Origin of the sequence: Streptomyces sp. N35, from assembly GCF_016464295.1 — a bacterium.
GTDB lineage: Bacteria > Actinomycetota > Actinomycetes > Streptomycetales > Streptomycetaceae > Streptomyces.
Window position 1 is genome coordinate 32,929 of the sequence record NZ_JAEIMH010000066.1, and the last position, 21,954, is coordinate 54,882.

The following is a 21,954-nucleotide window of genomic DNA, read 5'->3' on the forward strand; positions in this document are numbered from 1 at the left end:
GCTACGGTGCGGGGAAGGCGTGCTCGAAGGCCGCGCGGGTCGCGCCCTGGCGGTCGAGCACGCCGAACACCACGCGTCTGAAGTGCCCGGCGAAGCGCCCTTCGCCCGTGAGCAATACGCGGAAGGCATCGGCCACTTGGGCCGGATCGTTCTGGAACACACCGCAGCCCCAGGCCCCGAGGACCAGGTGCCGGTAGCCGTGCGCGACGGCCGTCTCCAGGACGCGTTCGGCCCGGGCCGCGAGCACCGTCCCGATGCGGTGTGCCTCCTCGGGCCGACTGCGGCGGATCACTCCCGCGTTGGGGGCGGGCGAGGTCAGAAAGCCGACGTCGTACGGCTCTTCGAGGAGCCGGCCGCTGTCGTCGCGGAACACCGGGACCGCGGGCGCGTGGATGACCCGGTCCGTGTAGAAGGCGTCGCGGTGGGCGCGGTGGTGCGCGTAGAACTCGGGGACCTCGCGCAGACAGGTGTACAGGGCGGAGGCGCGGCACAGCGCCTCCTCCTGGGCCTGGGCCCCGTTGAGGAAGCCGCCGCCGGGGTTGCGGGCGGAGGCGAAGTTGAGGACGGCCACGGGCTCGCGGGCCTCGCCCACGAGCCGGCGGGCCGCCTGGGTGCTGCCTTCCGGGGTGACCTCGAAGCCGGTCGGGTGGACGGCGTCGACGGTGCACTCCACGGCGCCGGGGCCGTGCAGTCCCGTTCCGGAGCGGGCGGCCGCGATCGGGGCCGCGAGATCGACCGTGCGTCCGCTCGGTGCGGTGTACCTGCCGGTTTCGACGATGGCCTCGGTCGCCTTGGCGAGTTGGCGCAGGCGTGCGCTCATGACGGAAATCCCCCGTGGTGGTGCGGTGTTGCGTCACCCCGCATCCTCCTGGGGCGGCGGCCGCCCGGGCAACGGATTTCCTCCGCCGCCCGTCGCACCTGCTCGCCCTACTCCCCTCGTACGTCCAGCAACTCCGTGATCTGCCGCGAAGCCTTGCGCGCCGCCTGCCCCGGATCCGCGCCGGCCAGGACGTCCGCCATGTAGCGCTTGATCGGATTGTTGGCCTCCACGGCCGCCCAGCGCGGGGAGTTGGGCGTCGCGCGGCCGCGGACCGCACCCGCGGCCATCGCGGCGACGCCCGGCTTCCCGTCGACCACCGAGGCGAGCGTGGTCTTGTTGGGGACATAGTCCATCGTCGTGGCGAGTTCCTTCTGCCAGCGTTCGCCGGCCAGCGCCTTGACCACGTTCAGCGCCGCCCACTCCTGGTCGGTGCGCTCGGGGATGACCAGGTCCGAACCGCCGGTGAACACCCGGCCCGGCCGGCCCGCCTGCTTGCCGGGTACGGGGAAGTAGCCGATCTTCCCGGCGAGTTCGGGGTTGGCCTCCTCGATCAGTTTCGCCGCGCCCGGCACGGTGACGATCTGTGCGACCTGCCCCTTGGCGAACACGTCGGTCTGCGGCGGCGTCTGCTCATCCGCGTCCTTCGGTCCCTGGCCGAGCGCCTGGAGCCGCGCGTAGAAGTCCATTCCGGCCAGCGCCTCGGGGCTGTCCAGGGCGCCGCTCCACACGCCGTCGTCGTCCACCGCGAGCTCGCCGCCCTCCTCCCAGATGAATCCGGCGAGCGTGTACCAGTCCTGGCCGGCGAGGTAGATCCCTTGCCGGGAGCCGGAGTTGAGCCGCTCGGTCTGCCTGAGCCACTCCTCACGGTCCCGGGGCAGCTTCTTGATGCCCGCGGCGGCGAATAGGTCCTTGTTGTAGAGGACCACGCGGTTCGCCGCGTACCAGGGGATGCCGAACTGGGCCCCGTCGACGGAACCGGGCTCGGCGAGACCCTGCACCCAGTCCTCCATCCCCAGGTCGCGCGCCGACTCCAGGGACAGATCGAGCACGCCGCCCTGGTCGACGTACTGCGCCACCTGCGTATTGCCGACCTCGATCACATCGGGTGCGCTCGCCTCGTCGCTCTCCAGGGCCTTGTTGACCTTGTCGCCGATGCCCGTCCACTCCTGGATCCGTATGTCCAGCTCCACGTCACCGTGTTCGGCCTCGAACTCCTGCTTGAACTTCTTCAGGAAGCCTTTCGTGGTGCTGTTCTGCATCAGCCACACCGTGACCGTTTCGCGCTCCTGCGACCCTCCGAGCGACATGCCTCCGCAGCCCGTGAGCGCGGTCAGTGTCAGGACGGTCAGGGGCAGAGCGAGGGTGCGGTGCTTCACGCGGCTCACCTTCAGCGCAGGGACATGGAGGAGGGCCCGACGTGGGGGTAAGCGGCTTCGACGCTTGTACGGGTGTGGCCCTGGAGTTTGGTGTGTACCAATGCGTCGGTCAAGGGGCTGACGTTCGAATTCTCACTACGTGACACAGCGCGTTCTCAGCACGTGGCACGGTGCTGCGGCCGGCAGGGGTGCGGCCTGCGTCCGCCGTCTCGCGCGGCCCGGCCGCATACGGCACCGTGGAGTGACCGAGTGACCACCCGAAGGAGTGCGACCGCCATGTCGGACCACACGTACCGCGTCACGGAGATCGTCGGCACCTCGACCGAGGGCGTCGACCAGGCCATCCGCAACGGGATCGCGCGCGCCGGACAGACCCTCAGGGCCCTGGACTGGTTCGAGGTGACCCAGGTGCGCGGCCATATCGAGAACGGTGAGATCGCCCACTTCCAGGTGGGTCTGAAGGTCGGCTTCCGGCTGGAGGACGACGAGTAGCGGGCGCCCTGCTCCCTACGTGCGGCCCTCGGTCTCCTGTGCTTGTTCGAGGGCCCCCGAGGGAGCGGCCCAGCGGGCCCGTACGACCTTGAAACCGGCACGTTCCGCGGCGTCGCACACGAGCTCGTCGTCATCCACGAGCATCCGCACCTCCCGGCCGCGGGCCAGCCTGCGCAGCACCTCCAGTTTGGTGAGGCGGGCCGGCCTGCGGTCGCTGTCGCGCCGCATGTGCATCCGGCCCTCGGGCAGCCCGTGCCGGGCCAGCCACTCCTCGGTGTCCGCGCGGCAGCGCTCGGGGCGGCCCGTGAGGTACTGGATCTCGCACTCCGCGGCGCTCTTCAGGACCAGCTCGATGCCCCGCGCGAGGGGCGGGTCCTGGGGTGCCGCGGCGAAGAATGCGGTCCAGTCGCGGGGCTTGCGCTCCAGGAAACGCTGCCGGTGTGCGGTGTCGGCGAGGGTGTTGTCCAGGTCGAACACGGCGACCGGGCGGCGTACGGCGTCCATGGCACCCACCCTAGCCAGGGAATCCTGAGCGCTCCCGAGTGTTGTACGGGACGTGACTTCCGCCGACGCAGCCTCAGTTCTCACACGGACCCGTTTCTCCGTGCTCGACCGCTCCCGTACGCGCACGGGCCAGGATCCCGCGCGGTCGCTGCGGGACACGGTCCGGTTCGCACAGGACGTGGAGGCGTTCGGCACCTTCCACCGTTTCTGGGTGTCCGAGCACCACAGCGTGCCCGGTGTCGCGGGTTCGGCACCGACCGTGCTCGCCGCGGCGGTCGCGGCGGCGACGTCCGCGATCCGGGTGGGCACGGGCGGTGTGATGCTGCCTAATCATCAACCCCTGGTCGTGGCCGAGCAGTTCGGGGTCCTCGACTCACTGTTCCCCGGCCGGATCGACATGGGGCTCGGCCGCAGCGTCGGCTTCACGGGCGGGGTGCGCAAGGCGCTGGGGCACGACAAGGACGACGCGGAGGACTTCGCCGGGCAGCTGGAGGTGCTGCTCGGCTATCTCACGGGTACGCAGACCGCCCACCCCCAGGTCCACGCGTATCCGGCGGAGGGCCGTCGGGTACCGCCGTTCGTCCTGGCCATGGGCGAGGGCGCACAGATCGCGGCGGACGCCGGGCTGCCGCTGGTGATCGGGGATCTGCGGGGACGTTCGCGGATGGTGGAGGCGATCGGGCGCTACCGGGACGGCTTCAAGCCCTCGGTGTGGGCGGACGAGCCGTACGTGGTGATCGCGGGCGAGGTGGCGGTCGGCGAGACGACGGAGGCGGCCCGGCGGCTGCTGATTCCGGAGGCGTGGTCGATGGCGTACTCGCGTACCCGTGGCGTCTTCCCGGCGCTGGAGCCGGCCGAGGAGACGCTGGCGCGGGACATGACGGCCAAGGAGCGCGAGCTGTTCGAGTCGGGGCTGCGGGGAAAGCTGTACGGCACTGAGCCCGAGGTGTCCGCCGCGCTGGCGGACGTGATCACGGCTACGGCGGCGGACGAGGTGCTGGTGACGACGTCGACGTACGACAGGGCGGAGCTGCTGGACTCGTTCGCCCGCCTGGGGCGCATATCCGGCCAGCGCCCGCCGGACCGCACCTGACCGCCGCCCGGCCACACCCTCCCGACCTGGGACAATAGGGCCAGCCCACCCCCCGCACGCCCCCCCCATCCCACCCCCGACCCCCCCCTCCGCGGCGCCCGCGAACACAACCTCCGAGGCGTCGACGTCGACATCCCCCGCGATCAGCTGGTCGTCTTCACCGGCGTATCCGGTTCGGGAAAGTCCTCCCTGGCGTTCGGCACCGTGTACGCCGAGGCCCAGCGCCGCTACTTCGAATCGGTCGCCCCCTACGCCCGCCGACTCATCCACCAGATCGGCGCCCCGAAGGTCGGCGAGATCACCGGCCTGCCCCCGGCGGTCTCCCTCCAGCAGCGCCGTACGACCCCCAGCTCGCGCTCCAGCGTGGGCACCGTCACCACCCTGTCCAACTCGCTGCGGATGCTCTTCTCCCGCGCGGGCGACTACCCGCCCGGCGCCGAGCGGCTCGACTCCGACGCCTTCTCGCCCAACACCGCCGCCGGCGCCTGCCCCGCGTGCCACGGTCTGGGCCGCGTCCACCGCACCACCGAAGCGCTGCTCGTCCCCGATCCTTCCCTCTCCATCCGCGAAGGCGCGATCGCCGCCTGGCCGGGTGCGTGGCAGGGCAAGAACCTGCGCGACATCCTGGACGCGCTCGGCCATGACGTGGACCTGCCGTGGCGGGAGCTGAAGCGGGCGGACCGCGACTGGATCCTGTTCACGGACGAGCAGCCGGTCGTCACGGTGCATCCGGTGCGCGAGGCCGAGCGCATCCAACGCCCGTACCAGGGCACGTACATGAGCGCCCGGCGCTATGTGATGAAGACCTTCGCCGAGTCGAAGAGCCAGACCCTGCGCAGCAAAGCCGAACGCTTCCTGGAGAGCACCCCGTGCGAGAGCTGCGGCGGGAGCCGGCTGCGCCCCGAAGCGCTCGCCGTCACCTTCTCGGGCCGTACGATCGCCGGCCTCGCGGCGCTCCCCCTCGACCGGCTGGCCGCCCTGCTGGCCGGAGTCCATGGCGATGAGACCGTGGAGGTGCTCACTGCGGACCTGCTGGCCCGGATCGCCGTCGTCACCGAACTCGGCCTCGGCTATCTCAGCCTGGATCGGCCCACGCCCACCCTCTCCGCCGGTGAACTCCAACGCCTGCGCCTGGCCACTCAGTTGCGCTCGGGCCTGTTCGGCGTCGTCTACGTCCTCGACGAGCCGTCGGCGGGGCTGCACCCCGCGGACACCGAGGCGCTGCTCACGGTGCTGCGCCGCCTGAAGGCCGCGGGGAACTCGGTGTTCGTCGTCGAGCACCATCTCGATGTCGTACGCGAGGCGGACTGGCTGGTCGACGTGGGCCCCGGCGCGGGCGAGCACGGCGGCCGGGTGCTGCACAGCGGGCCGGTCGCGGATCTGGAAGGGGTTGCCGAGTCGGCGACGGCGCGCCATCTGTTCGCCCGCGAAGGCGCCACGGAACGTGAACTCCGTACCCCAACGGGCTGGTTGAAGCTCACCGGGGTCGAGCGGCACAATCTGCGCGGAGTCGACGCGGAGTTCCCCCTCGGGGTGTTCACCGCCGTCACCGGGGTCTCCGGTTCCGGCAAGTCCACCCTGGTCGGCGGCGCCCTCGCAGCGCTCGTCGAGGGCGAGCCGGGTCCCGGGCGGATCGACGGCACCGTGGACCGCCTCGTGCAGGTCGACCAGCGGCCGATCGGCCGTACGCCGCGCTCCAATCTGGCCACGTACACCGGGCTCTTCGATGTCGTACGAAAGGTCTTCGCGGACTCGGACGAGGCGCGGGCGCGTGGCTACAAGGCGGGGCGGTTCTCGTTCAATGTGGCCGGGGGACGGTGCGAGACCTGCCAGGGCGAGGGCTTCGTCTCGGTGGAGCTGCTGTTCCTGCCGAGTACGTACTCCCCGTGCCCGGACTGCCACGGCGCCCGCTACAACCCCGAGACGCTGCGGGTGACGTACCGCGGCCGTTCCATCGCCGAGGTGCTCGACCTGTCCGTGGAGGCGGCCGCCGCGTTCCTCGCGGAGATCCCCGCCGCCGCACGGTCCCTCGGCACGCTGCTCGACGTGGGCCTCGGGCATCTGCGCCTCGGACAGCCCGCGACGGAGCTGTCCGGCGGTGAGGCCCAGCGGATCAAGCTGGCGACGGAGCTTCAGCGGACCCGGCGCGGGCACACGCTGTACCTGCTCGACGAGCCGACGACCGGACTGCACCCGGCCGATGTCGAGGTGCTGATGCGGCAGTTGCACGGGCTGGTCGACGCCGGGCACTCCGTGATCGTGGTCGAGCACGACATGGATGTGGTGGCGGGCGCGGACTGGGTCATCGATCTGGGGCCCGGCGGCGGCGCGGACGGCGGGCGGATCGTGGCGGCCGGGCCGCCGGCCGAGGTGGCGCGGGCGGCGGGCAGCCGGACCGCCTCGTATCTGGCGGCCCGGCTGGGGAGTTGACTCCCGGGTCCACGGATCCCTGCCGTCAGACGGCTGCTCCGGGCGACTTCGCCGGCGCCACATGGGCGAACCAGCGGGCCGTCTCCTCGTCGGTGAGCACACGCTCCAGGACCAGATCGCCCTTCATGCCGGGGAAGAACCGCCCCGCCGGCCAGCCGCGCGGGTACGGCGGCGGGTCGAGCACGAGCAGCCGGGCGCCGTCGACCAGGGGTATGTCCACCGGCGCGCCCTCGTTCCAGATCCAACTGCCGTCCGCGGCCACGAGGTTGAAGGAGCCGGTGGTGGGGACCTGTCCGGGCGCGTCCCGGCACACGGCCGCCTCCTGCGCCGAGGGGACGTATGCGTCCACATGGCCGCCGCCCGCGAGGACCTGGGCGAGCAGCGTGTGCAGCTGGAAGTTGTCGCCGATACCGCTCATGCGCAGCGCGTAGCCCGTACCGCTCGCACGGTCCAAGGCGACAAGCGGTTCTTCGTCGAGGACCGTCAGCGCGTACGTGAGGCACTTGAAGTCGTGTCCGGACGCCTCCTCGACCGAACGCAGCACGGTGAGCACCTCGCTGCGCAGGGCCGGGTCGAGCGAGGTGCGCACGCCCGGGTGGTTGAGCATGGCCACCGCGGCCATCTCCCACTGCTGCAGCGTCCACCAGGCCATGGCCGCCTGCGGGCCGACCCGTTCGAGCAGGGCGTCGTCCACGTCGGAGCTCTCCGGGTCGGGCAGCTCGCCTCCCCCGGTCGCCGCCCAGCGCTCGCAGAACTCGCCCGCCCCGCGCACGGCCTCGAGCAGTCCCTCGAAGACGGCGGGCGCGCACCGCCCGGCATCGGCGCCGCGCTCCACACAGGCGCCCACGATCACGGCGACCGTGCCGCGCGGCCCCGGCGGCACGTCCATCAACAGGGCGGCCAGGCGGGCGCCCGCCTCCTGGGCCTCCTGTTCCGCAGCTTCCCCGAAGTGCTCGTGCAGGGCGCCGAAAGCCCGCTCGGCGCGGTCGGCGTCCTGTCCGCGCACGGCGGCCTCGAAGTCCGATACGGCTTCGAGGAGCCGCCCCCTCCCCTTGCGATTGAAGATCATGCCGCGCAGCGTAACGACGGCCACCGACAACGACGAGGGCGGGTCGGTCCCGGCGTCCCCTCCGGTACCGACCCGCCCTTGTCACCCTCTACTTGGGGGCGATGAACTGCACGTCGAGGTGGATCTTCACCACCTCGCCGAGCAGGCCCGGGGCGAAGGTCAGGCCGTACTCGCTGCGCCGGATCTCTCCCGTCGCCTCGAACCCGGCGTGCTTGCTGCCGTCGTGCGGTACGTCCACGACGCCACCGAACTCCACGGCGAACGTGATGGGCCGGGTGACCTCGCCGATGGTCAGCTCGCCCTCCATCGTCCAGTCCTCGCCGGCGCCCGCGAGCCGCGTCGAGCGGAAGCTCATGGTGGGGCGGCTGGCGACATCGAGGAGATCCGAGGCGCGGACATGCGCGTCCCGGTCCGCGTTGCCCGTGTTGACGGAGGCGAGCTCCACCGTCGCGGTGACCGAGGAGTCGGCGAGGGTCTCGCCCACGACCAGTGAGGCGTCGAGCTTGTCGAAACGACCGCGCACCTTGGAGATGCCGAGGTGACGGATGGTGAAGCCGACCGCGGAGTGGAACGGGTCGAAGGCCCAGGAGCCGGCCGTGAGCGGAAGCGCGGTGGTGACGGTGGTGGCAGTGGTCTCTGAAGTCATGGCTCCACCGTGCCGGTCCGCAAGGGCCGCAGGGAGGCCGAGCCCAGGCTGGTAGTGACAGGGCCACCCTGCGGCGCAGGCTGGTAGTGACAGGGCCACCCTCGGGGGCCGGGCCCCTCGTACGATCGAGGGATGACCGACAACGCACTCGGCGCCTTCCTGCGCGCCCGCCGCGAGGCCGTCACCCCGGCCGAGGTCGGGCTGCCCGAGGGCGCGCGCCGCCGCACGCCCGGGCTGCGCCGCGCCGAGCTCGCGATGCTCGCGGACATCAGCGTGGAGTACCTGGCCCGCCTCGAGCAGGGCCGGGACCGCCATCCGTCACCGCAGGTGCTCGGGTCGCTCTGCGACGCGCTGAGGATGCCCCTGGAGGAGCGGCTGCATCTGCGCAATCTCCTGAAGGCGGAGGAGGGCCACTTCCTGTGCGCGGTCGCGCCGCGGCCCCAGCGCGAAGTCCGGCCGACGGTAAGGGCGTTGCTCGACCGGATGGAGCCCACACCGGCCGTCGTGCTCAACTGGCTGGGCGAGATCGCCGCGTACACCGAGGGGTACGCGCGCCTGGCACGGCCGCTCGGCATCCTCGACGGGGAAACGCCGAGCATGCCGCGCTACGTCCTGACCGATCCGCGCGCCAGGACCGCCTTCCCCGACTGGGAGCGGGCCGCCGACGAGCAGGTGGAGACGCTGCGCTTCGGCATCTCCAAGGGCGACCCGGAGACGGCGGAGCTCGCGCGGGAACTCACGATCACCGTGGGTGCCCCCTTCACCGACCGCATCGCCGCACCGGCCCGGGTCTCCCGCCGCAGCGGCACCGCGACGTGGGTGCACCCGGAGGCGGGCGAGTTGCGGCTCTCGTACGAGGTCCTGGAACTGCCGGAGGGCGACGGGCAGCGCATGATGGTCCAGCTGCCCGCGGACGAGGCCACGTCCGCGGCCCTCGACCGGCTCAACGGGCTCCGGCCGGGGACCTTGCGGGCCGTGGGGGGCTGAGGATTCAGCGGCGCGCGGCCTTGCGCTGCGCCCGCAGCCACTCCTTGTTCATCGCCGCGATCGACGGCAGCGGAATGCCCTTGGGACAGGCCGTCGCGCACTCGCCGGTGAGCGTGCAGCCGCCGAAGCCCTCCTCGTCCATCTGCCCGACCATGTCGAGCACGCGGGTCTCGCGCTCGGGCGAACCCTGCGGCAGCACATTGAGGTGGTTGACCTTGGCCGAGGTGAACAGCATCGCCGAGCCGTTGGGGCAGGCGGCCACACACGCGCCGCAGCCGATGCACTCGGCGTGCTCGAACGCGAAGTCCGCGTCCGGCTTCGGTACGGGGGTGGCGTGGGCCTCCGGCGCGGCGCCGGTCGGGGCGGTGATGTAGCCGCCGGCCTGGATGATCCGGTCGAAGGCCGAGCGGTCCACGACCAGGTCCTTGACCACGGGGAACGCGGAGGCCCGCCACGGCTCGATGTCGATGGTGTCGCCGTCGTCGAAGGACCGCATATGCAGCTGACAGGTGGTGGTGCGCTCGGGTCCGTGCGCATCGCCGTTGATCATCAGGGAGCAGGCGCCGCAGATGCCCTCGCGGCAGTCGTGGTCGAAGGCGACGGGGTCCTCGCCCTTGAGGATGAGCTCCTCGTTGAGCGTGTCGAGCATCTCCAGGAACGACATGTCCTGGGAGATTCCGTCCACTTCGTACGTGGACATCGCGCCGTCGGCGCCGGCGTTCTTCTGCCGCCAGACGCGCAGGGTGAGCTTCATGCGTAGCTCCGCTGAGTGGGGTGGACGTACTCGAAATGCAGCTTTTCCTTGTGGAGTACGGGGGAAGCGCCCGTATCCCTGAACTCCCAGGCCGCCGCGTACGAGAACTCCTCGTCCTTGCGCTCGGCCTCGCCGTCCGGTGTCTGCGACTCCTCGCGGAAGTGGCCGCCGCAGGACTCGGCGCGGTGCAGTGCGTCGAGGCACATCAGCTCGGCGAGTTCGAGGTAGTCGACGATGCGGTTGGCCTTCTCCAGGGACTGGTTGAACTCCTCGCCCGTGCCCGGGACCTTGATCCGGCGCCAGAACTCCTCACGGATCTGCGGGATGCGCTCCAGGGCCTTGCGCAGGCCCGTCTCGGTGCGCGCCATGCCGCAGAACTCCCACATCAGCTCGCCGAGTTCACGGTGGAAGGAGTCGGGGGTGCGGTCGCCGTCGACGGCGAGGAGGAGGTTGAGCCGGTCCTCGGTCTCGGCCAGCACCTCCTGGACCACCGGGTGGTCCTCGCTCAGCCCGTCGTTGTGGGGGTTGCGGGCCAGGTAGTCGTTGATCGTGGACGGCAGCACGAAGTAGCCGTCGGCAAGGCCCTGCATCAGGGCGGAGGCGCCGAGGCGGTTCGCGCCGTGGTCGGAGAAGTTGGCCTCGCCGATCGCGAACAGGCCCGGGATCGTGGTCTGCAGGTCGTAGTCCACCCACAGCCCGCCCATCGTGTAGTGCACGGCGGGATAGATCCGCATCGGCACCTCGTACGGGTTCTCCGCGGTGATCCGCTCGTACATGTCGAAGAGGTTCCCGTACTTCTCCTCGACCGCGGCGCGGCCCATCCGCCGGATGGCATCGGCGAAGTCCAGGTACACGCCCTGGCCGCCGGGGCCCACTCCCCTGCCCTCGTCGCACACGTTCTTCGCGGCGCGGGAGGCGATGTCGCGCGGCACGAGGTTGCCGAAGGACGGGTAGATGCGCTCCAGGTAGTAGTCGCGCTCGTCCTCGGGGATCTCGTTGGCCGGGCGGGTGTCGCCCTGCGCCTTGGGCACCCAGATGCGGCCGTCGTTGCGCAGCGACTCGCTCATCAGCGTGAGCTTCGACTGGTGCTCGCCGGTGCGCGGGATGCAGGTCGGATGGATCTGTGTGAAGCAGGGGTTGGCGAAGTACGCGCCACGGCGGTGGGCCCGCCAGATCGCGGTCGCGTTGGAGTTCATGGCGTTGGTCGACAGGTAGAAGACGTTCCCGTAGCCGCCGCTCGCGAGGACGACCGCGTCCGCGAAGTACGTGTCGATCCTGCCGGTGATCAGGTCGCGGGCGACGATGCCGCGGGCCCGGCCGTCCACGACGATCAGGTCGAGCATCTCCGTACGGGCGTGCAACTCGACGTTCCCCGCGGCGATTTGGCGCGACAGCGCCTGGTAGGCGCCGAGAAGCAGCTGCTGTCCTGTCTGGCCGCGGGCGTAGAAGGTGCGCGAGACCTGGACGCCGCCGAAGGAGCGGGTGTCGAGCAGGCCTCCGTACTCGCGGGCGAAGGGCACGCCCTGGGCCACGCACTGGTCGATGATCTCGACGGAGATCTGCGCGAGGCGGTGGACGTTGGACTCACGGGCGCGGAAGTCGCCGCCCTTGACGGTGTCGTAGAACAGCCGGTGGATCGAGTCGCCGTCGTTGCGGTAGTTCTTCGCCGCGTTGATACCGCCCTGCGCGGCGATCGAGTGGGCGCGGCGCGGGGAGTCCTGGAAGCAGAACTGGACGACGTGGTAGCCCTGTTCGGCGAGCGTGGCGCCCGCCGAGCCGCCGGCAAGGCCGGTGCCGACGACGATCACGGTGTGCTTGCGGCGGTTGGCCGGGTTGACCAGTTTGGCCTCGAAGCGGCGCTTGTCCCAGCGCTCGGCCACCGGGCCCTCGGGCGCCTTGGTGTCGACGACCGGATCGCCGGTCACGTACTCGGCAAAGTTGTTCATGTCAGCTCACCACTTTGGTCATGACGGCGACGGGGACCGAGACGAAGCCCAGCGTCAGCACGAGGGCAAGGGTGTTGGCGATCAGCTTGAGCATGCGCTCGCGGCGGGCGTTGCCCACGCCGAGGGTCTGCGCCGCGCTCCAGAAGCCGTGCCGTACGTGCAGGCCGACGGCGCTCACGGCGACGATGTAGATGACGTTGCCGTACCAGGTCGAGAAGGTGTCGATGAGGTTCTGGTACGGGTGCAGATGCTCGAACTCGCCCGGGTGCACGGTGCCCGTGGTCAGGTCGAGGATGTGCCACACGATGAACAGGGCGAGGATGATCCCGCCCCAGCGCATGGTCCGCGTGGCATAGCTCGCGCGCTTGCGCCGGTGCACGTACTTGGTGGGGCGCGCCTTGATGTCACGACGGCTCAGCTGGTACGCGGACACGGCGTGCGCGACGACCGCGGCGACCAGCGCGATACGGACGAGCCACAGCGCCCACTCGTGGTGCAGCACCGGCTCGCCCATGGTGCGCAGGAAGCGCGCGTAGGCGTTCATCTCGTCGGGGCCGAAGAAGACCTTGAGGTTGCCGATCATGTGGGCGACCAGGTAGCCCAGCATGATCAGGCCGCTGACGGCCATGACCGTCTTCTTGCCGATCGTCGAGTCCCACAGGGAGCGTGCCGGGGACGGTCGTTTACCCGGGGCTGTGCCCTTGACGGGCCGCGTTGCCAGAGCCATGCCGATGACGGTAGAGGCCAACGACCTCATCGGTCCAAGACATGATCCAGCTCATTTCGATAGCTGATGCCTATCGTGCGCGTACGCTGGCGGGTATGCAGTTCCAACAGCTCCAGTACTTTGTCGCGGTCGCGGAGACACATCACTTCACGAGGGCGGCGGAGAGCCTGCACGTCGCCCAGCCCTCGCTCTCCCAGCAGATCAAGGCGCTGGAGCGGGAGCTGGGCGCCGAGCTGTTCAGCAGGGCGCGCGCCAATATCACGCTCACCGACGCGGGCGAGGCGCTGCTGCCCCTCGCGCGCCGGATCCTCGCGGACGCGGACACCGCGCGCCTGGAGGTCCAGGAGCTCGCGCAGCTGCGGCGCGGGCGCGTCAGGCTCGGTGCGACGCCCAGCCTCTGCACGGGCCTGCTGCCGGACATCCTGCGCGCCTTCCGCGACGAGTATCCGGGGGTCCAGCTGATGGTCGAGGAAGGCGGCTCGCACGACCTGGTCCGCGAACTCGCCCGCGGAGCGCTCGACTTGGCGCTGGTGGTCCTGCCCCTTCCGTCGCCCTCCCCCGCTCTGACGACCGTGGAGCTGCTGCGCGAGGACCTGGTGGTGGTCTCCGCGCCGGACGCGCCCGCGCCCGGGCGTGCGGGGCGCTCGGTGCGGATCGCGGATCTGCAGGACGAGCCGCTGGTGATGTTCCGGCACGGCTACGACCTGCGGGAGCTGACCGTCGCGGCCTGCCGTGCGGCGGGGTTCGAGCCGGACTTCGCGGTGGAGGGCGGCGAGATGGACGCGGTACTCGGGTTCGTACGGGCGGGTCTGGGCGTGGCCGTGGTGCCGCGGATGGTCGCCATGCGCGCGGGCCTGGGCCTGCGGGTCACCCCGCTGACCCGCCCCGGCCTGCACCGGACGGTCGCCCTGGCCCACCGCAGCGACGTGGCTCCGCCGCGGGCGGCGCGGGAGCTGCAGCGGATGCTGACGGGGCACTTGAGCTGAGGTGCGGGGCGGTGACGGGTGGTCCCGGGCCGCCCCCGCACTCTCATCCACGGCCGCCACCCGCACCGTCGGGCGACCGCCACCCGCACCCTCAGGCGACCGCCACGCCCAACGCCAGCGTCGCCGCCGCGAGCACGAGGAACGGGTACTGCAGCCCGAACGAGTAGTCCTTGGCCCGTACGTGGGTGGCGATCGCCAGCGCGTAGAAGAGGACGAGTCCCACCGCGGCGGCGATCCCGATGGCCGGGACCCAGAACCCCACGACCAGGCCGAGGACGGCCGCGGCCTTGGGCAGACCGAGCCAGGGCAGGATCCGGCGCGGTACGCCCACCCGGTCCATCCCCTCGGCGATCCGCTCCCAGCGGGCGAAGTCGGCGCCGGCGGAGAAGAGGTTGTACGCGATGGTGACGATGGCGAAGACGGCATAGGCCACGTTCATGGCGGGCTCCTCGGGGTGCGCAGGGGGTGTCTTTCCCTTGCGACGAGGCAGTCCTGCGAGCTGTGACATGGTCGGGGGCACGCTGGGGGCGTCAGACGCGCGTCGCGCCGGAGTGTCCGGCGGACGTCACCCCCCGGGGTGTCCGACGGAGGTCGCGCGAGGGGTGCCCGCCGGACGTCACGCCAGGCTGTTGGGCGGACATCACACCGGCGGCGACGCCAGCCCGTCCCACCCCACCGCCCGCAGCACCGCCTCCGCCACCTCGGTCACCGTCCGCCGCGTGGCGTCGACGGAGCAGTCGGCCACGTGCGCCGCGTCCAGGATCCCGGCCAGCTCGCCGGACCGGTCCAGGTGCCAGCGCAGGCCATCGGGGTCGTCGGCATGCCGGGCGCGCAACCGTTCGCGTACGACGGCGAGTCGGGCTTCGAGGCGGCAGACCGTCAGCGGGACACCGAGCGCTTCGGCCAGCGCGCGCACCTCGTCCCGGCTCTCGGCTACCCCGGCCAGCACGAGGCGCCGCGCCCCGGCCTCCAGGTAGGTGCCGGCCACCGCCCGCACATTCCGCAGCAGCACCCGGGAGTTGAACGGGTCGCCGGCCGGCGCGGGCCACACCTGGCACAGCCGGTCGAGGTCGACGACCCCGTGCGGGACCCCGGCCTCGGCCAGCCGGTCCCCGACCGTGTCGGCGACCGAGGTCTTGCCGACACCGACCGTTCCGGTGATCAGCACGGCTTGCGGTGACGGCGTACGGGGCGTGGCGATCATGCCGCCGATGCTAGGGCCCGCTGTGTGGAGCAGCCCTCACCCCACCGCGTCCACCAGAGCCAACTCGTGCAGCCGGTCCGGCGGTCCGGGCCGTGCGTAGTACCAGCCCTGAGCCGTGTCGCAGCCCAGCATCCGCAGCTGCTCCGCCTGCGCCCCCGTCTCCACACCCTCCACGGTCACCGACAGGTCCAGGCTGTGGGCGAGGCCCACGATGCCCTCGACGATCCGCAGATCCACCGGATCGACCGGGAACCGCTGCATGCCCTGTGTGAACGAGCGGTCCAGCTTCAGAATGCTCACCGGCAGGCGCCGCAGATTGGCCAGGTTCGAGTAGCCCGTACCGAAGTCGTCCAGAGCGATGTCGACGCCCATCTCGGCCAGGCGGCGCAGCGGTTTGAGTAGATCGTCGTCCGCGCCGATGAGCGCCGATTCCGTGACCTCGAGGCAGAGCGAGCCGGGGGCGAGCCCGGACCGCTCGAGGATCTCCACGGTGTCGGCCACCAGGCCCGGATAGTGGAGTTGGTGCGGGGAGAGATTGACGTTGATCCGCAGCGGCCCGGCGTCCGCGTGCCGTTCCTGCCACTCGCGCGCCTGGCGCACCGCCTGGTCGAGCACCCAGCGCCCGAGCGGCACGATCAGACCCGTGTGCTCGGCGAGCGGGATGAAACGGTCCGGGCTGAGGACCCCGTGCTGCGGGTGCAGCCAGCGCACCAGCGCCTCGGCTCCGCGTACGCTCCCGTCCGCCAGGTTCACCAGCGGCTGGTACTCGATGAAGAACTCCTCGCGGGCGAGCGCCGCGGGCAGGGCGGTCGTCAGGCCGTAGCGCGTGATGGTGCGCGCGTCGGCCTCCGGGTCGGCGAGTTCGTAGCGGTTGCCGCCGGCGGACTTCGCCCGGTACATCGTGATGTCGGCGCTGCGCAGCACCTCCGCCGGGCTGCGCTCCCCCGCCGGTCCCTCGACGATGCCGATCGAGCCGCGCACGGTGAGCTCGCGTCCTTCGATACGGACCGGGATCGCCAGCATGCTGAGGATCCGCGAGGCCAGCTCGTCGACCTCGCGCTCGGTGTCGGGTCCCGTGGTCAGGGCCACGAACTCGTCGCCGCCGAGCCGGGCCACCATCTCGCCGGGCCGGGTCGCACAGGACTGCAGCCGGTCCGCGATCTCGACGAGGAGCCGGTCACCGGCCGCGTGCCCCATGCTGTCGTTGATGGCCTTGAAGCCGTCGAGGTCGAGGTAGCAGAGCCCGAAGCGGCGGCCCTCGCCCGCGGCGAGGGCCTTCTCCAGGCGCTCGAAGAAGAGCGTGCGGTTGGGCAGACCGGTCAGGGCGTCATGTGTCGCCTCGTAGCGCAGCCGCAGGTTGAGCAGCCGGCGCTCGGTGGTGTCCTCCATGAGGGCCAGCTGGTATTGCGGGCGGCCCTCCGCGTCCCTCAGCAGCGAGACGGTGAGGTTGGTCCACAGGACCGTGCCGTCCGCGCGGTAGTACGGCTTCTCCACGCGGTAGTGCTCGCGCCGGCCCTGCACCAACTCCTCGTACAGGCGCCAGACTTGAGGAGCGTCATCGGGATGGGTCCAGTCGGAGACCTTGCGGCCGCGCAGCGTCACATCCATGCCGCCCGCGCCGAACATCGTCTTCAGGGTGTCGTTGACCTGGAGGATGGTGCCGTCCAGATCCGCGATCCCGATCCCCACCGCCGCGCCCTCGAACACGGCGCGGAAGCGGGCCTCGCTGCTGTGCAGCGCCTCCGCCACCGCCTGGCGTGCCGTCAGCGCGGCACGGGAGATCGCCTCCTGCTCGCCGAGGGTGCGCTCGCGCAGGGCTCCGGCGAAACCGCCGGCCATCGCATGCTGGAGCCGCGACGAACGGGCCCGCTGGGCCTCGCGCTCCGTCTCGTCCGGGGTGCCGCAGTAGAGGACCAGATAGGCGTCGACGACATCCAGGGTCCGGGTGAGCGCCTCGGGGTCGGTGCAGTGGGCCTCGATCAGCGCGGCGCCCACCTGCCGCCCGGCCGCCGCGTCGAAGGCGCGAGCGGTCAGCGCGTCACACAACTGCCGGGCCAGCGGGAGCAGTTGCTCCTCGAACTCGACCCGCGTACGCGACGTCGCCGTCACCGGGAAGACGGCCCGGCTCCATATCGTGACGAACCGGCGCAGCCGCGAGTCCGGGCCGTCCGCCCCGGCCGCCTCGTCACGATCATCGGCCGCGTTCACGTCAGCAGCCCCACACCCGCGTATCCCGAGAAGGCATAAGGGTCCTCCTGCTCCGGCGGTGCGTCGGGACGCCACAGCGGCATGGAGACGAGGCCGGGTTCGACCATCTCGTACCCCTCGAAGAAGCGGCCGATCTCGTCACGCGAGCGCATGATCAGCGGGTTGCGGATGTCCTTGTAGACGCCGACCGTGCCGCCGGCCCGCTCCTGCGCCAGCGGAATCCCGTCGTACGAGGCGTGCGTGAGGATCAGCAGGCTGCCGGGCGCGAGAGCGCCGCGCAGGGTGGCGACCGCCTCGTACGGGTCGTCGGAGTTCTCGACGAAATGCAGAACCGCCACCAGCAGCAGCGCCACGGGGCGGTCCAGATCGAGCAGCCCGGACAGCTGAGGGCTGCCCAGGATCTCCCGCGGCTTTCTCAGATCGGCGGCGAGCACCACGGCGTCGGGGTTGCCGTCGAGCACGGCCTCGCTGTGCGCGACGGCCACCGGATCATGGTCGACGTACGCGACACGGGCACCCGGGTGCAGCTCCTGGGCCACCTCGTGGACATTGCCGAACGTGGGGATGCCGGAGCCGATATCGAGAAACTGGGTGATGCCCCGCTCCACGGCGTAACCGACGGCGCGTCTCATGAAGGCACGATTCGCCTGCATGATCTTGGGCAGACCCGGCATGAACTCCATGGCCTTGCGCGCCGCTTCACGATCCGACTCGAAGTTGTGCGAACCGCCCAGGTAGTAGTCATAGATACGCGAAACGCTCGGCACCGAGATATCGATGCCCCGCGGGGCCCAGGCGGGTCGCTCCATCAGATTCTCCCTGTTCGACATCTCGGGTCTGTGACCGAGCCGGTGTTCGAGGCGAGGCTACTGATCGGCAGGTGGCGGGTCGAGCCGAACCGGAAATTGCTCGTCCGTTCTCGGTCACTGCCTCCGGCAAGTGCACCTGCAGCTGCACGTGCAGACGAATTCTCGTCACTTTTGGGGTAGTTCGGTGCGATGGAACTCGACTCCCCTCTTCCACAACGGACTTCTCCGGTGTGACGCAAGTCCTTTTGGAATTTTGAACTCCCCGACCGGACTTCCGGCAAACAATACGGGCCGATTCCTCCACCGCAGAGGGTGTGGAGGAACCGGCCCGGCCGGCGAACCGCAGCGGTCGCCGTCTACTTGGGCGCGCCGACGAGCTTGCCCTGGGGCGAGACCGCGTACCAAGTGCCGCCCACACCCTGCCCGTTGGTGTCGCCGGGCGCCTGATCACCGGCGTAGGTGTACAGCGGCCAGCAGTCGATGGTCTGCTGCTGGATGCCGTCGGGGCGGTCGAAGGTGACGAAGCCCTTCTTGAGGATGCCCTCGGTGTCGTTCTTGTCGACGGGCTCGACGACCGGCCAGTTCTCCAGGCAGTCGCCGGTGCAGGCCGACTTCATCGGCCAGGCGGAGTCCTTCTTGAAGCGGTAGACGGTCATCCCGTTCTTGTCGATCACGATCTCGCCGAGCTTCGGATCCTTGCGGGTGGACAGACCCGCGGGATCGGCCTGCTCGCCGCCACCCTCCTCCTCGGCGGCGGGGGACGCCTTCTTACCGTCGGGCGCCGAGGCGAACCAGGTGCCGCCCACGCCCTGGCCCTTGGCGTCGCCGGGCTTCTTGTCCTGGGCGTAGCGGTACATCGGCCAGCCCGCGATGGTCAGCTGCTCGGTGCCGTCGGCCCGCTTCACGGAGCCCATCAGGGCCGCGTCGACCCCCGGTGCGGCCTTGGCGTCCTCGGCCGACACCACGGGCCAGGCCTTGGCACAGTCCCCTTCACAATTGGACTTCGGTGGTTTCGCCGTGTCCTCGTCGAAGCGGTAGAGCGTGAATCCCGCGCTGTCGGTGACCACCTTGCCGAGCTCCTTGCTGTCCCAGACGGCGAGCTGACCTGCGGGCTTCGCCGCGGCAGCCTCCGCCCCCGCATCGCCGTATCCGTCCCCGTAACCGTCCTCGGCCGGTGCCGCGTTGCCCACGGACTGCCCGTTCGGCTCGTCGGAACCCTTCTCCTGACCGCACGCCGTCGTCAGCGCCAACAGGGCCGCCGCTGCTGCCGCGATCGAGGCGCTCCGCCAGGTCTTCATCGTGAACTCCCATGGTCCGCTTGTGGTGCGGAGCTCGGATGCGCCGCACATGGCCCTAGGTACGCAAGCGGACAGCGGCTGCGTTCAACTCACTTCAAGATTTCTTTTCCCGCCCACCTCCCGCACGCCGGTGAAGTGCACTTTTTCCCTGCGTTTCGGTGGAACCACCCGCCTCAGAAAACCCGGGGGAAGCTAAATGGCCGAATTGCATCGCCTGACGCACCCTGAGGGCATGCCCTGGCAAGCGCCGATCGTGGTCCACCCGCCCCGCGCGGGGCACCCGGGACGCCGTGTCGAGGTGCGCGGCGTCGCCCTGGGGACCGCGTACGACGACGCGGACCTCGTGGAGTTCCTGCGCCGCGCGGGGCTCAGCGATGCCGATATGTCGCTCGACGACCCCCATCTGGTCGAGTGGCGCGGACCAGGGGCGCACGCATGGTGATCGCGGGGCCGCTCGACTGGTCACTCGTCGACGGCCCGCTCCCGCTCGCCCTGCGGGTGCTCGGCCTGCTCTCGCTTGCCTTCCTGCTCGTGACCCGTGACCGGCGCTGGTGGACCCGCTGGCTGCCGGTGGCCCTCGTGCTCGCCGCGCTCCTGACATATCTGGTCAAGGTCATCGTCAACGACTGGTGGCAGCCGTTCCCCGACGAGCTGCCTTTCGAGGTCCTCTTCTGGATCGGCATCCTGCTGCTCGGCCTGCTGCTCACCGCCTTCAAGCTGCGCTTCCTGCGCTGGCGGGGCCGGCTCGGCGCGCTGCTCGCCGCGCTGCTCGTGACCTTGTACGCGATGAACCAGGTGAACATCTACTTCGACAACTATCCGACCGTACGGACCCTGCTCGGCCCGCAGGACACGGTCAGCCTCAAGGACGCCACCGGCACCACGGAGCCGGTGCTCGAGGTGCCCGAGGGCAAGACGATCGCGGAGGTCTGGAAGCCGCCGAAGGACCTGCCCGCCAAGGGCACCCTGTCGCAGACCCCGATTCCGGGGGCGAAATCCGGCTTCAAGGCGCAGACCGCGTATGTCTATCTGCCGCCCGCCTACCACGCCTCGCCGCGCCCGCTGCTTCCCGTCCTGGTGCTGATGCCGGGACAGCCCGGCGCCCCCGAGAACTGGGTGACCTCCGGGCAGCTGCCGATGATGATGGACGCGTTCGCGGCGCAGCACGGCGGCCTCGCACCGATCGTCGTCGTCGCGGACCCCCTGGGCTCCCCGTTCAACAACCCGCTGTGCGTGGACGGCAAGCTCGGCAAGGTGCAGACGTACCTCTCCGAGGACGTCCCGAACTGGGTCGCCACGCATCTGCAGGCCGCCAAGGACCGCACCCAGTGGGCCATCTCGGGCCTGTCCAACGGCGGCACCTGCTCGCTGCAGATCGCAGTCAACGCCCCTCAGCGCTACGGCGCCTTCCTGGACATCTCCGGCGAGGACGAACCCTCCATCGGCAGCCACCAGCAGACCGTGAACAGCGTCTTCGGCGGTGACGAGGCGGCCTTCCGCAAGGTCAATCCGATGGATGTGATGGCCCGGCAGAAGTTCCCGGACACCGCGGGTGTCTTCGTCGCGGGCAAGGACGACACCACTTTCGGGCCACAGGCCAAGGTGGTGTACGACGCGGCGCGCAAGGCCGGGATGCACGTCGAACTGATGGAGCTCCCGGGCGGTCACACCTGGCAGGTCTGGCGGCCGGGCCTGGAGAAGAACATCCCGTGGCTGGCCCGACAGACCCGGCTGATCCCCTGATCCCCTGATCCGGCGTCAGCTTCCTTCGTCCGGCACACCGCTCGCGCTCCACTCGCACAGCACGCCCCGCCGAACGTGCGGCGCCACGGCCCATGTCCCACCAACGGCCCAGACACATAGCCCATTCGTACGACAGCGATCGCGGCCGTACGGGCGCCTCCTTAGCGTTTCCGGCATCGAGGTGCATTTCCGGCAACAGCGGTAAGGTCCGCGGCTGCTCCTCGGGGACCCGGAGGACTCACCATGCGTGCGATACGCAGCTTCCCGCTCGCTCTGCTCGCCCCCGTCACCGTCTGCGCGCTCACGCTCGCCGTGCCCCCGGCACAGGCCTCGCCGGCCGCGGAGAAGCCGGCCGCGGTGAAGGGCGACAACAACATCACCTCGTTCGGCTTCAGCGTCACACCCTCGACGATCGCCGCCGGCGGCCAGGTCACCTTGAAGGTCGACGGCTGCGACGGGCAGGCCACCGCATCGTCCGGCGTCTTCGACACCGTCACCGTCAACTCCGGCCAGAGCGCCAACGCCACCGTCGACTGGGACGCCAAGCCCGGTGCGATGTACACGGTGACCTTCGACTGCCGCGGCGAGAAGGGCACGACACAGCTCACCATCGCGTCCGGCAGCGGCGGCTGGACCCACCAGCCCACCAACCCGCCGATCCACCACGGCGTGAAGGCCGGTATCGGCGGCAGCCTCGCCGACCTCGACTTCGGTGAGATCGCCTTCGGCGGACTGCTCATCGCCGGTGCGCTCGGCTCCGCGCTGCACTTCGCCCGCCGCCGCCCTGCCGACGGGGGCCACCCCTGAGCGACGCCGGCACCTCAGCCGCCGGGCGCGGGCGTCGCCCCCACTCCTGGGCTCG

21 protein-coding genes are annotated in these 21,954 nt (G+C 70.7%); 8 read left to right on the top strand and 13 right to left on the bottom strand.

Annotation, left to right across the window (positions count from 1 at the left end; all coding sequences use genetic code 11):
* Nucleotide 1: 1 nt before the first annotated feature.
* A complete protein-coding gene (locus tag JAO81_RS30040; RefSeq protein ID WP_199551112.1) occupies nt 2-820 on the bottom strand; it encodes a TIGR02452 family protein in 819 nt (272 codons plus the stop codon).
* 107 nt (nt 821-927) lie between these two features.
* Nucleotides 928-2,196, bottom strand: coding sequence for an extracellular solute-binding protein (locus JAO81_RS30045; protein ID WP_307813851.1), 1,269 nt, complete (start codon nt 2,194-2,196; stop codon nt 928-930).
* Between the two features lie 276 nt (nt 2,197-2,472).
* On the opposite strand from JAO81_RS30045, the gene JAO81_RS30050 reads away from it, so the two are divergent.
* Nucleotides 2,473-2,688, top strand: coding sequence for a dodecin (locus JAO81_RS30050; RefSeq protein ID WP_165329819.1), 216 nt, complete (start codon nt 2,473-2,475; stop codon nt 2,686-2,688).
* Between the two features lie 15 nt (nt 2,689-2,703).
* Here JAO81_RS30050 and JAO81_RS30055 read toward each other — a convergent pair whose 3' ends face one another.
* Nucleotides 2,704-3,192 carry a hypothetical protein gene (locus tag JAO81_RS30055; protein ID WP_199551113.1) on the bottom strand — a complete coding sequence of 163 codons (489 nt, stop codon included), beginning with the start codon at nt 3,190-3,192 and terminating at the stop codon, nt 2,704-2,706.
* 52 nt (nt 3,193-3,244) lie between these two features.
* On the opposite strand from JAO81_RS30055, the gene JAO81_RS30060 reads away from it, so the two are divergent.
* Both JAO81_RS30060 and JAO81_RS30065 read left to right on the top strand, forming a co-directional pair.
* On the top strand, nt 3,245-4,285 hold the full coding sequence (locus tag JAO81_RS30060; protein WP_199551114.1) for an MsnO8 family LLM class oxidoreductase: 1,041 nt from the start codon (nt 3,245-3,247) through the stop codon (nt 4,283-4,285).
* 132 nt (nt 4,286-4,417) lie between these two features.
* The gene (locus tag JAO81_RS30065; protein WP_199551133.1) at nt 4,418-6,715 is read left to right on the top strand and encodes an excinuclease ABC subunit UvrA; all 2,298 of its coding nucleotides are present in this window, start codon (nt 4,418-4,420) and stop codon (nt 6,713-6,715) included.
* A 25-nt stretch (nt 6,716-6,740) separates the two neighbouring features.
* Here JAO81_RS30065 and JAO81_RS30070 read toward each other — a convergent pair whose 3' ends face one another.
* Both JAO81_RS30070 and JAO81_RS30075 read right to left on the bottom strand, forming a co-directional pair.
* Nucleotides 6,741-7,784, bottom strand: coding sequence for a hypothetical protein (locus JAO81_RS30070; RefSeq protein WP_199551115.1), 1,044 nt, complete (start codon nt 7,782-7,784; stop codon nt 6,741-6,743).
* 88 nt (nt 7,785-7,872) lie between these two features.
* Nucleotides 7,873-8,430 (bottom strand): YceI family protein, encoded by a 558-nt coding sequence (locus JAO81_RS30075; RefSeq protein WP_199551116.1) that lies wholly within the window; start codon nt 8,428-8,430, stop codon nt 7,873-7,875.
* Between the two features lie 132 nt (nt 8,431-8,562).
* On the opposite strand from JAO81_RS30075, the gene JAO81_RS30080 reads away from it, so the two are divergent.
* Nucleotides 8,563-9,417: a helix-turn-helix domain-containing protein gene (locus tag JAO81_RS30080; protein WP_199551117.1), complete on the top strand. Its 855-nt coding sequence runs from the start codon at nt 8,563-8,565 to the stop codon at nt 9,415-9,417.
* Nucleotides 9,418-9,421: 4 nt separating this feature from the next.
* Here JAO81_RS30080 and JAO81_RS30085 read toward each other — a convergent pair whose 3' ends face one another.
* Genes JAO81_RS30085 through JAO81_RS30095 form a run of 3 tightly spaced genes read right to left on the bottom strand, consistent with a single transcriptional unit; the run spans nt 9,422 to nt 12,844 of the window.
* The gene (locus JAO81_RS30085) at nt 9,422-10,171 is read right to left on the bottom strand and encodes a succinate dehydrogenase/fumarate reductase iron-sulfur subunit (protein WP_199551118.1); all 750 of its coding nucleotides are present in this window, start codon (nt 10,169-10,171) and stop codon (nt 9,422-9,424) included.
* Nucleotides 10,168-12,117 carry a fumarate reductase/succinate dehydrogenase flavoprotein subunit gene (locus JAO81_RS30090; RefSeq protein WP_199551119.1) on the bottom strand — a complete coding sequence of 650 codons (1,950 nt, stop codon included), beginning with the start codon at nt 12,115-12,117 and terminating at the stop codon, nt 10,168-10,170. The genes JAO81_RS30085 and JAO81_RS30090 overlap by 4 nt, the downstream gene beginning before the upstream one ends.
* Before the next feature lies 1 nt (nt 12,118).
* Nucleotides 12,119-12,844 (bottom strand): succinate dehydrogenase, encoded by a 726-nt coding sequence (locus JAO81_RS30095; RefSeq protein ID WP_199551120.1) that lies wholly within the window; start codon nt 12,842-12,844, stop codon nt 12,119-12,121.
* Between the two features lie 95 nt (nt 12,845-12,939).
* On the opposite strand from JAO81_RS30095, the gene JAO81_RS30100 reads away from it, so the two are divergent.
* The gene (locus JAO81_RS30100; RefSeq protein WP_199551121.1) at nt 12,940-13,830 is read left to right on the top strand and encodes a LysR family transcriptional regulator; all 891 of its coding nucleotides are present in this window, start codon (nt 12,940-12,942) and stop codon (nt 13,828-13,830) included.
* 91 nt (nt 13,831-13,921) lie between these two features.
* Here JAO81_RS30100 and JAO81_RS30105 read toward each other — a convergent pair whose 3' ends face one another.
* The 5 genes from JAO81_RS30105 to JAO81_RS30125 form a co-directional block, all read right to left on the bottom strand.
* On the bottom strand, nt 13,922-14,269 hold the full coding sequence (locus JAO81_RS30105) for a DoxX family protein (RefSeq protein WP_199551122.1): 348 nt from the start codon (nt 14,267-14,269) through the stop codon (nt 13,922-13,924).
* A gap of 201 nt (nt 14,270-14,470) precedes the next feature.
* Nucleotides 14,471-15,034, bottom strand: coding sequence for a hypothetical protein (locus JAO81_RS30110; RefSeq protein ID WP_199551123.1), 564 nt, complete (start codon nt 15,032-15,034; stop codon nt 14,471-14,473).
* A 36-nt stretch (nt 15,035-15,070) separates the two neighbouring features.
* Nucleotides 15,071-17,242 carry a bifunctional diguanylate cyclase/phosphodiesterase gene (locus JAO81_RS30115; RefSeq protein WP_199551124.1) on the bottom strand — a complete coding sequence of 724 codons (2,172 nt, stop codon included), beginning with the start codon at nt 17,240-17,242 and terminating at the stop codon, nt 15,071-15,073.
* The gene (locus tag JAO81_RS30120) at nt 17,239-18,051 is read right to left on the bottom strand and encodes an SAM-dependent methyltransferase (RefSeq protein ID WP_199551125.1); all 813 of its coding nucleotides are present in this window, start codon (nt 18,049-18,051) and stop codon (nt 17,239-17,241) included. The genes JAO81_RS30115 and JAO81_RS30120 overlap by 4 nt, the downstream gene beginning before the upstream one ends.
* A 356-nt stretch (nt 18,052-18,407) precedes the next feature.
* Nucleotides 18,408-19,349, bottom strand: coding sequence for an SCO0930 family lipoprotein (locus JAO81_RS30125; RefSeq protein ID WP_199551126.1), 942 nt, complete (start codon nt 19,347-19,349; stop codon nt 18,408-18,410).
* 232 nt (nt 19,350-19,581) lie between these two features.
* Here JAO81_RS30125 and JAO81_RS30130 point away from each other — a divergent pair, with 232 nt between their 5' ends.
* The 3 genes from JAO81_RS30130 to JAO81_RS30140 all read left to right on the top strand — a co-directional run bounded on the left by JAO81_RS30130 (nt 19,582) and on the right by JAO81_RS30140 (nt 21,899).
* Entirely contained in the window at nt 19,582-19,791 is a 210-nt protein-coding gene (locus tag JAO81_RS30130) for a hypothetical protein (protein WP_165329804.1), read from the top strand.
* Nucleotides 19,785-21,092: an esterase family protein gene (locus JAO81_RS30135; protein WP_199551127.1), complete on the top strand. Its 1,308-nt coding sequence runs from the start codon at nt 19,785-19,787 to the stop codon at nt 21,090-21,092. Before JAO81_RS30130 ends, JAO81_RS30135 begins: the two co-directional genes overlap by 7 nt.
* A gap of 243 nt (nt 21,093-21,335) precedes the next feature.
* Nucleotides 21,336-21,899, top strand: coding sequence for a hypothetical protein (locus JAO81_RS30140; protein WP_199551128.1), 564 nt, complete (start codon nt 21,336-21,338; stop codon nt 21,897-21,899).
* Nucleotides 21,900-21,954 lie beyond the last annotated feature (55 nt).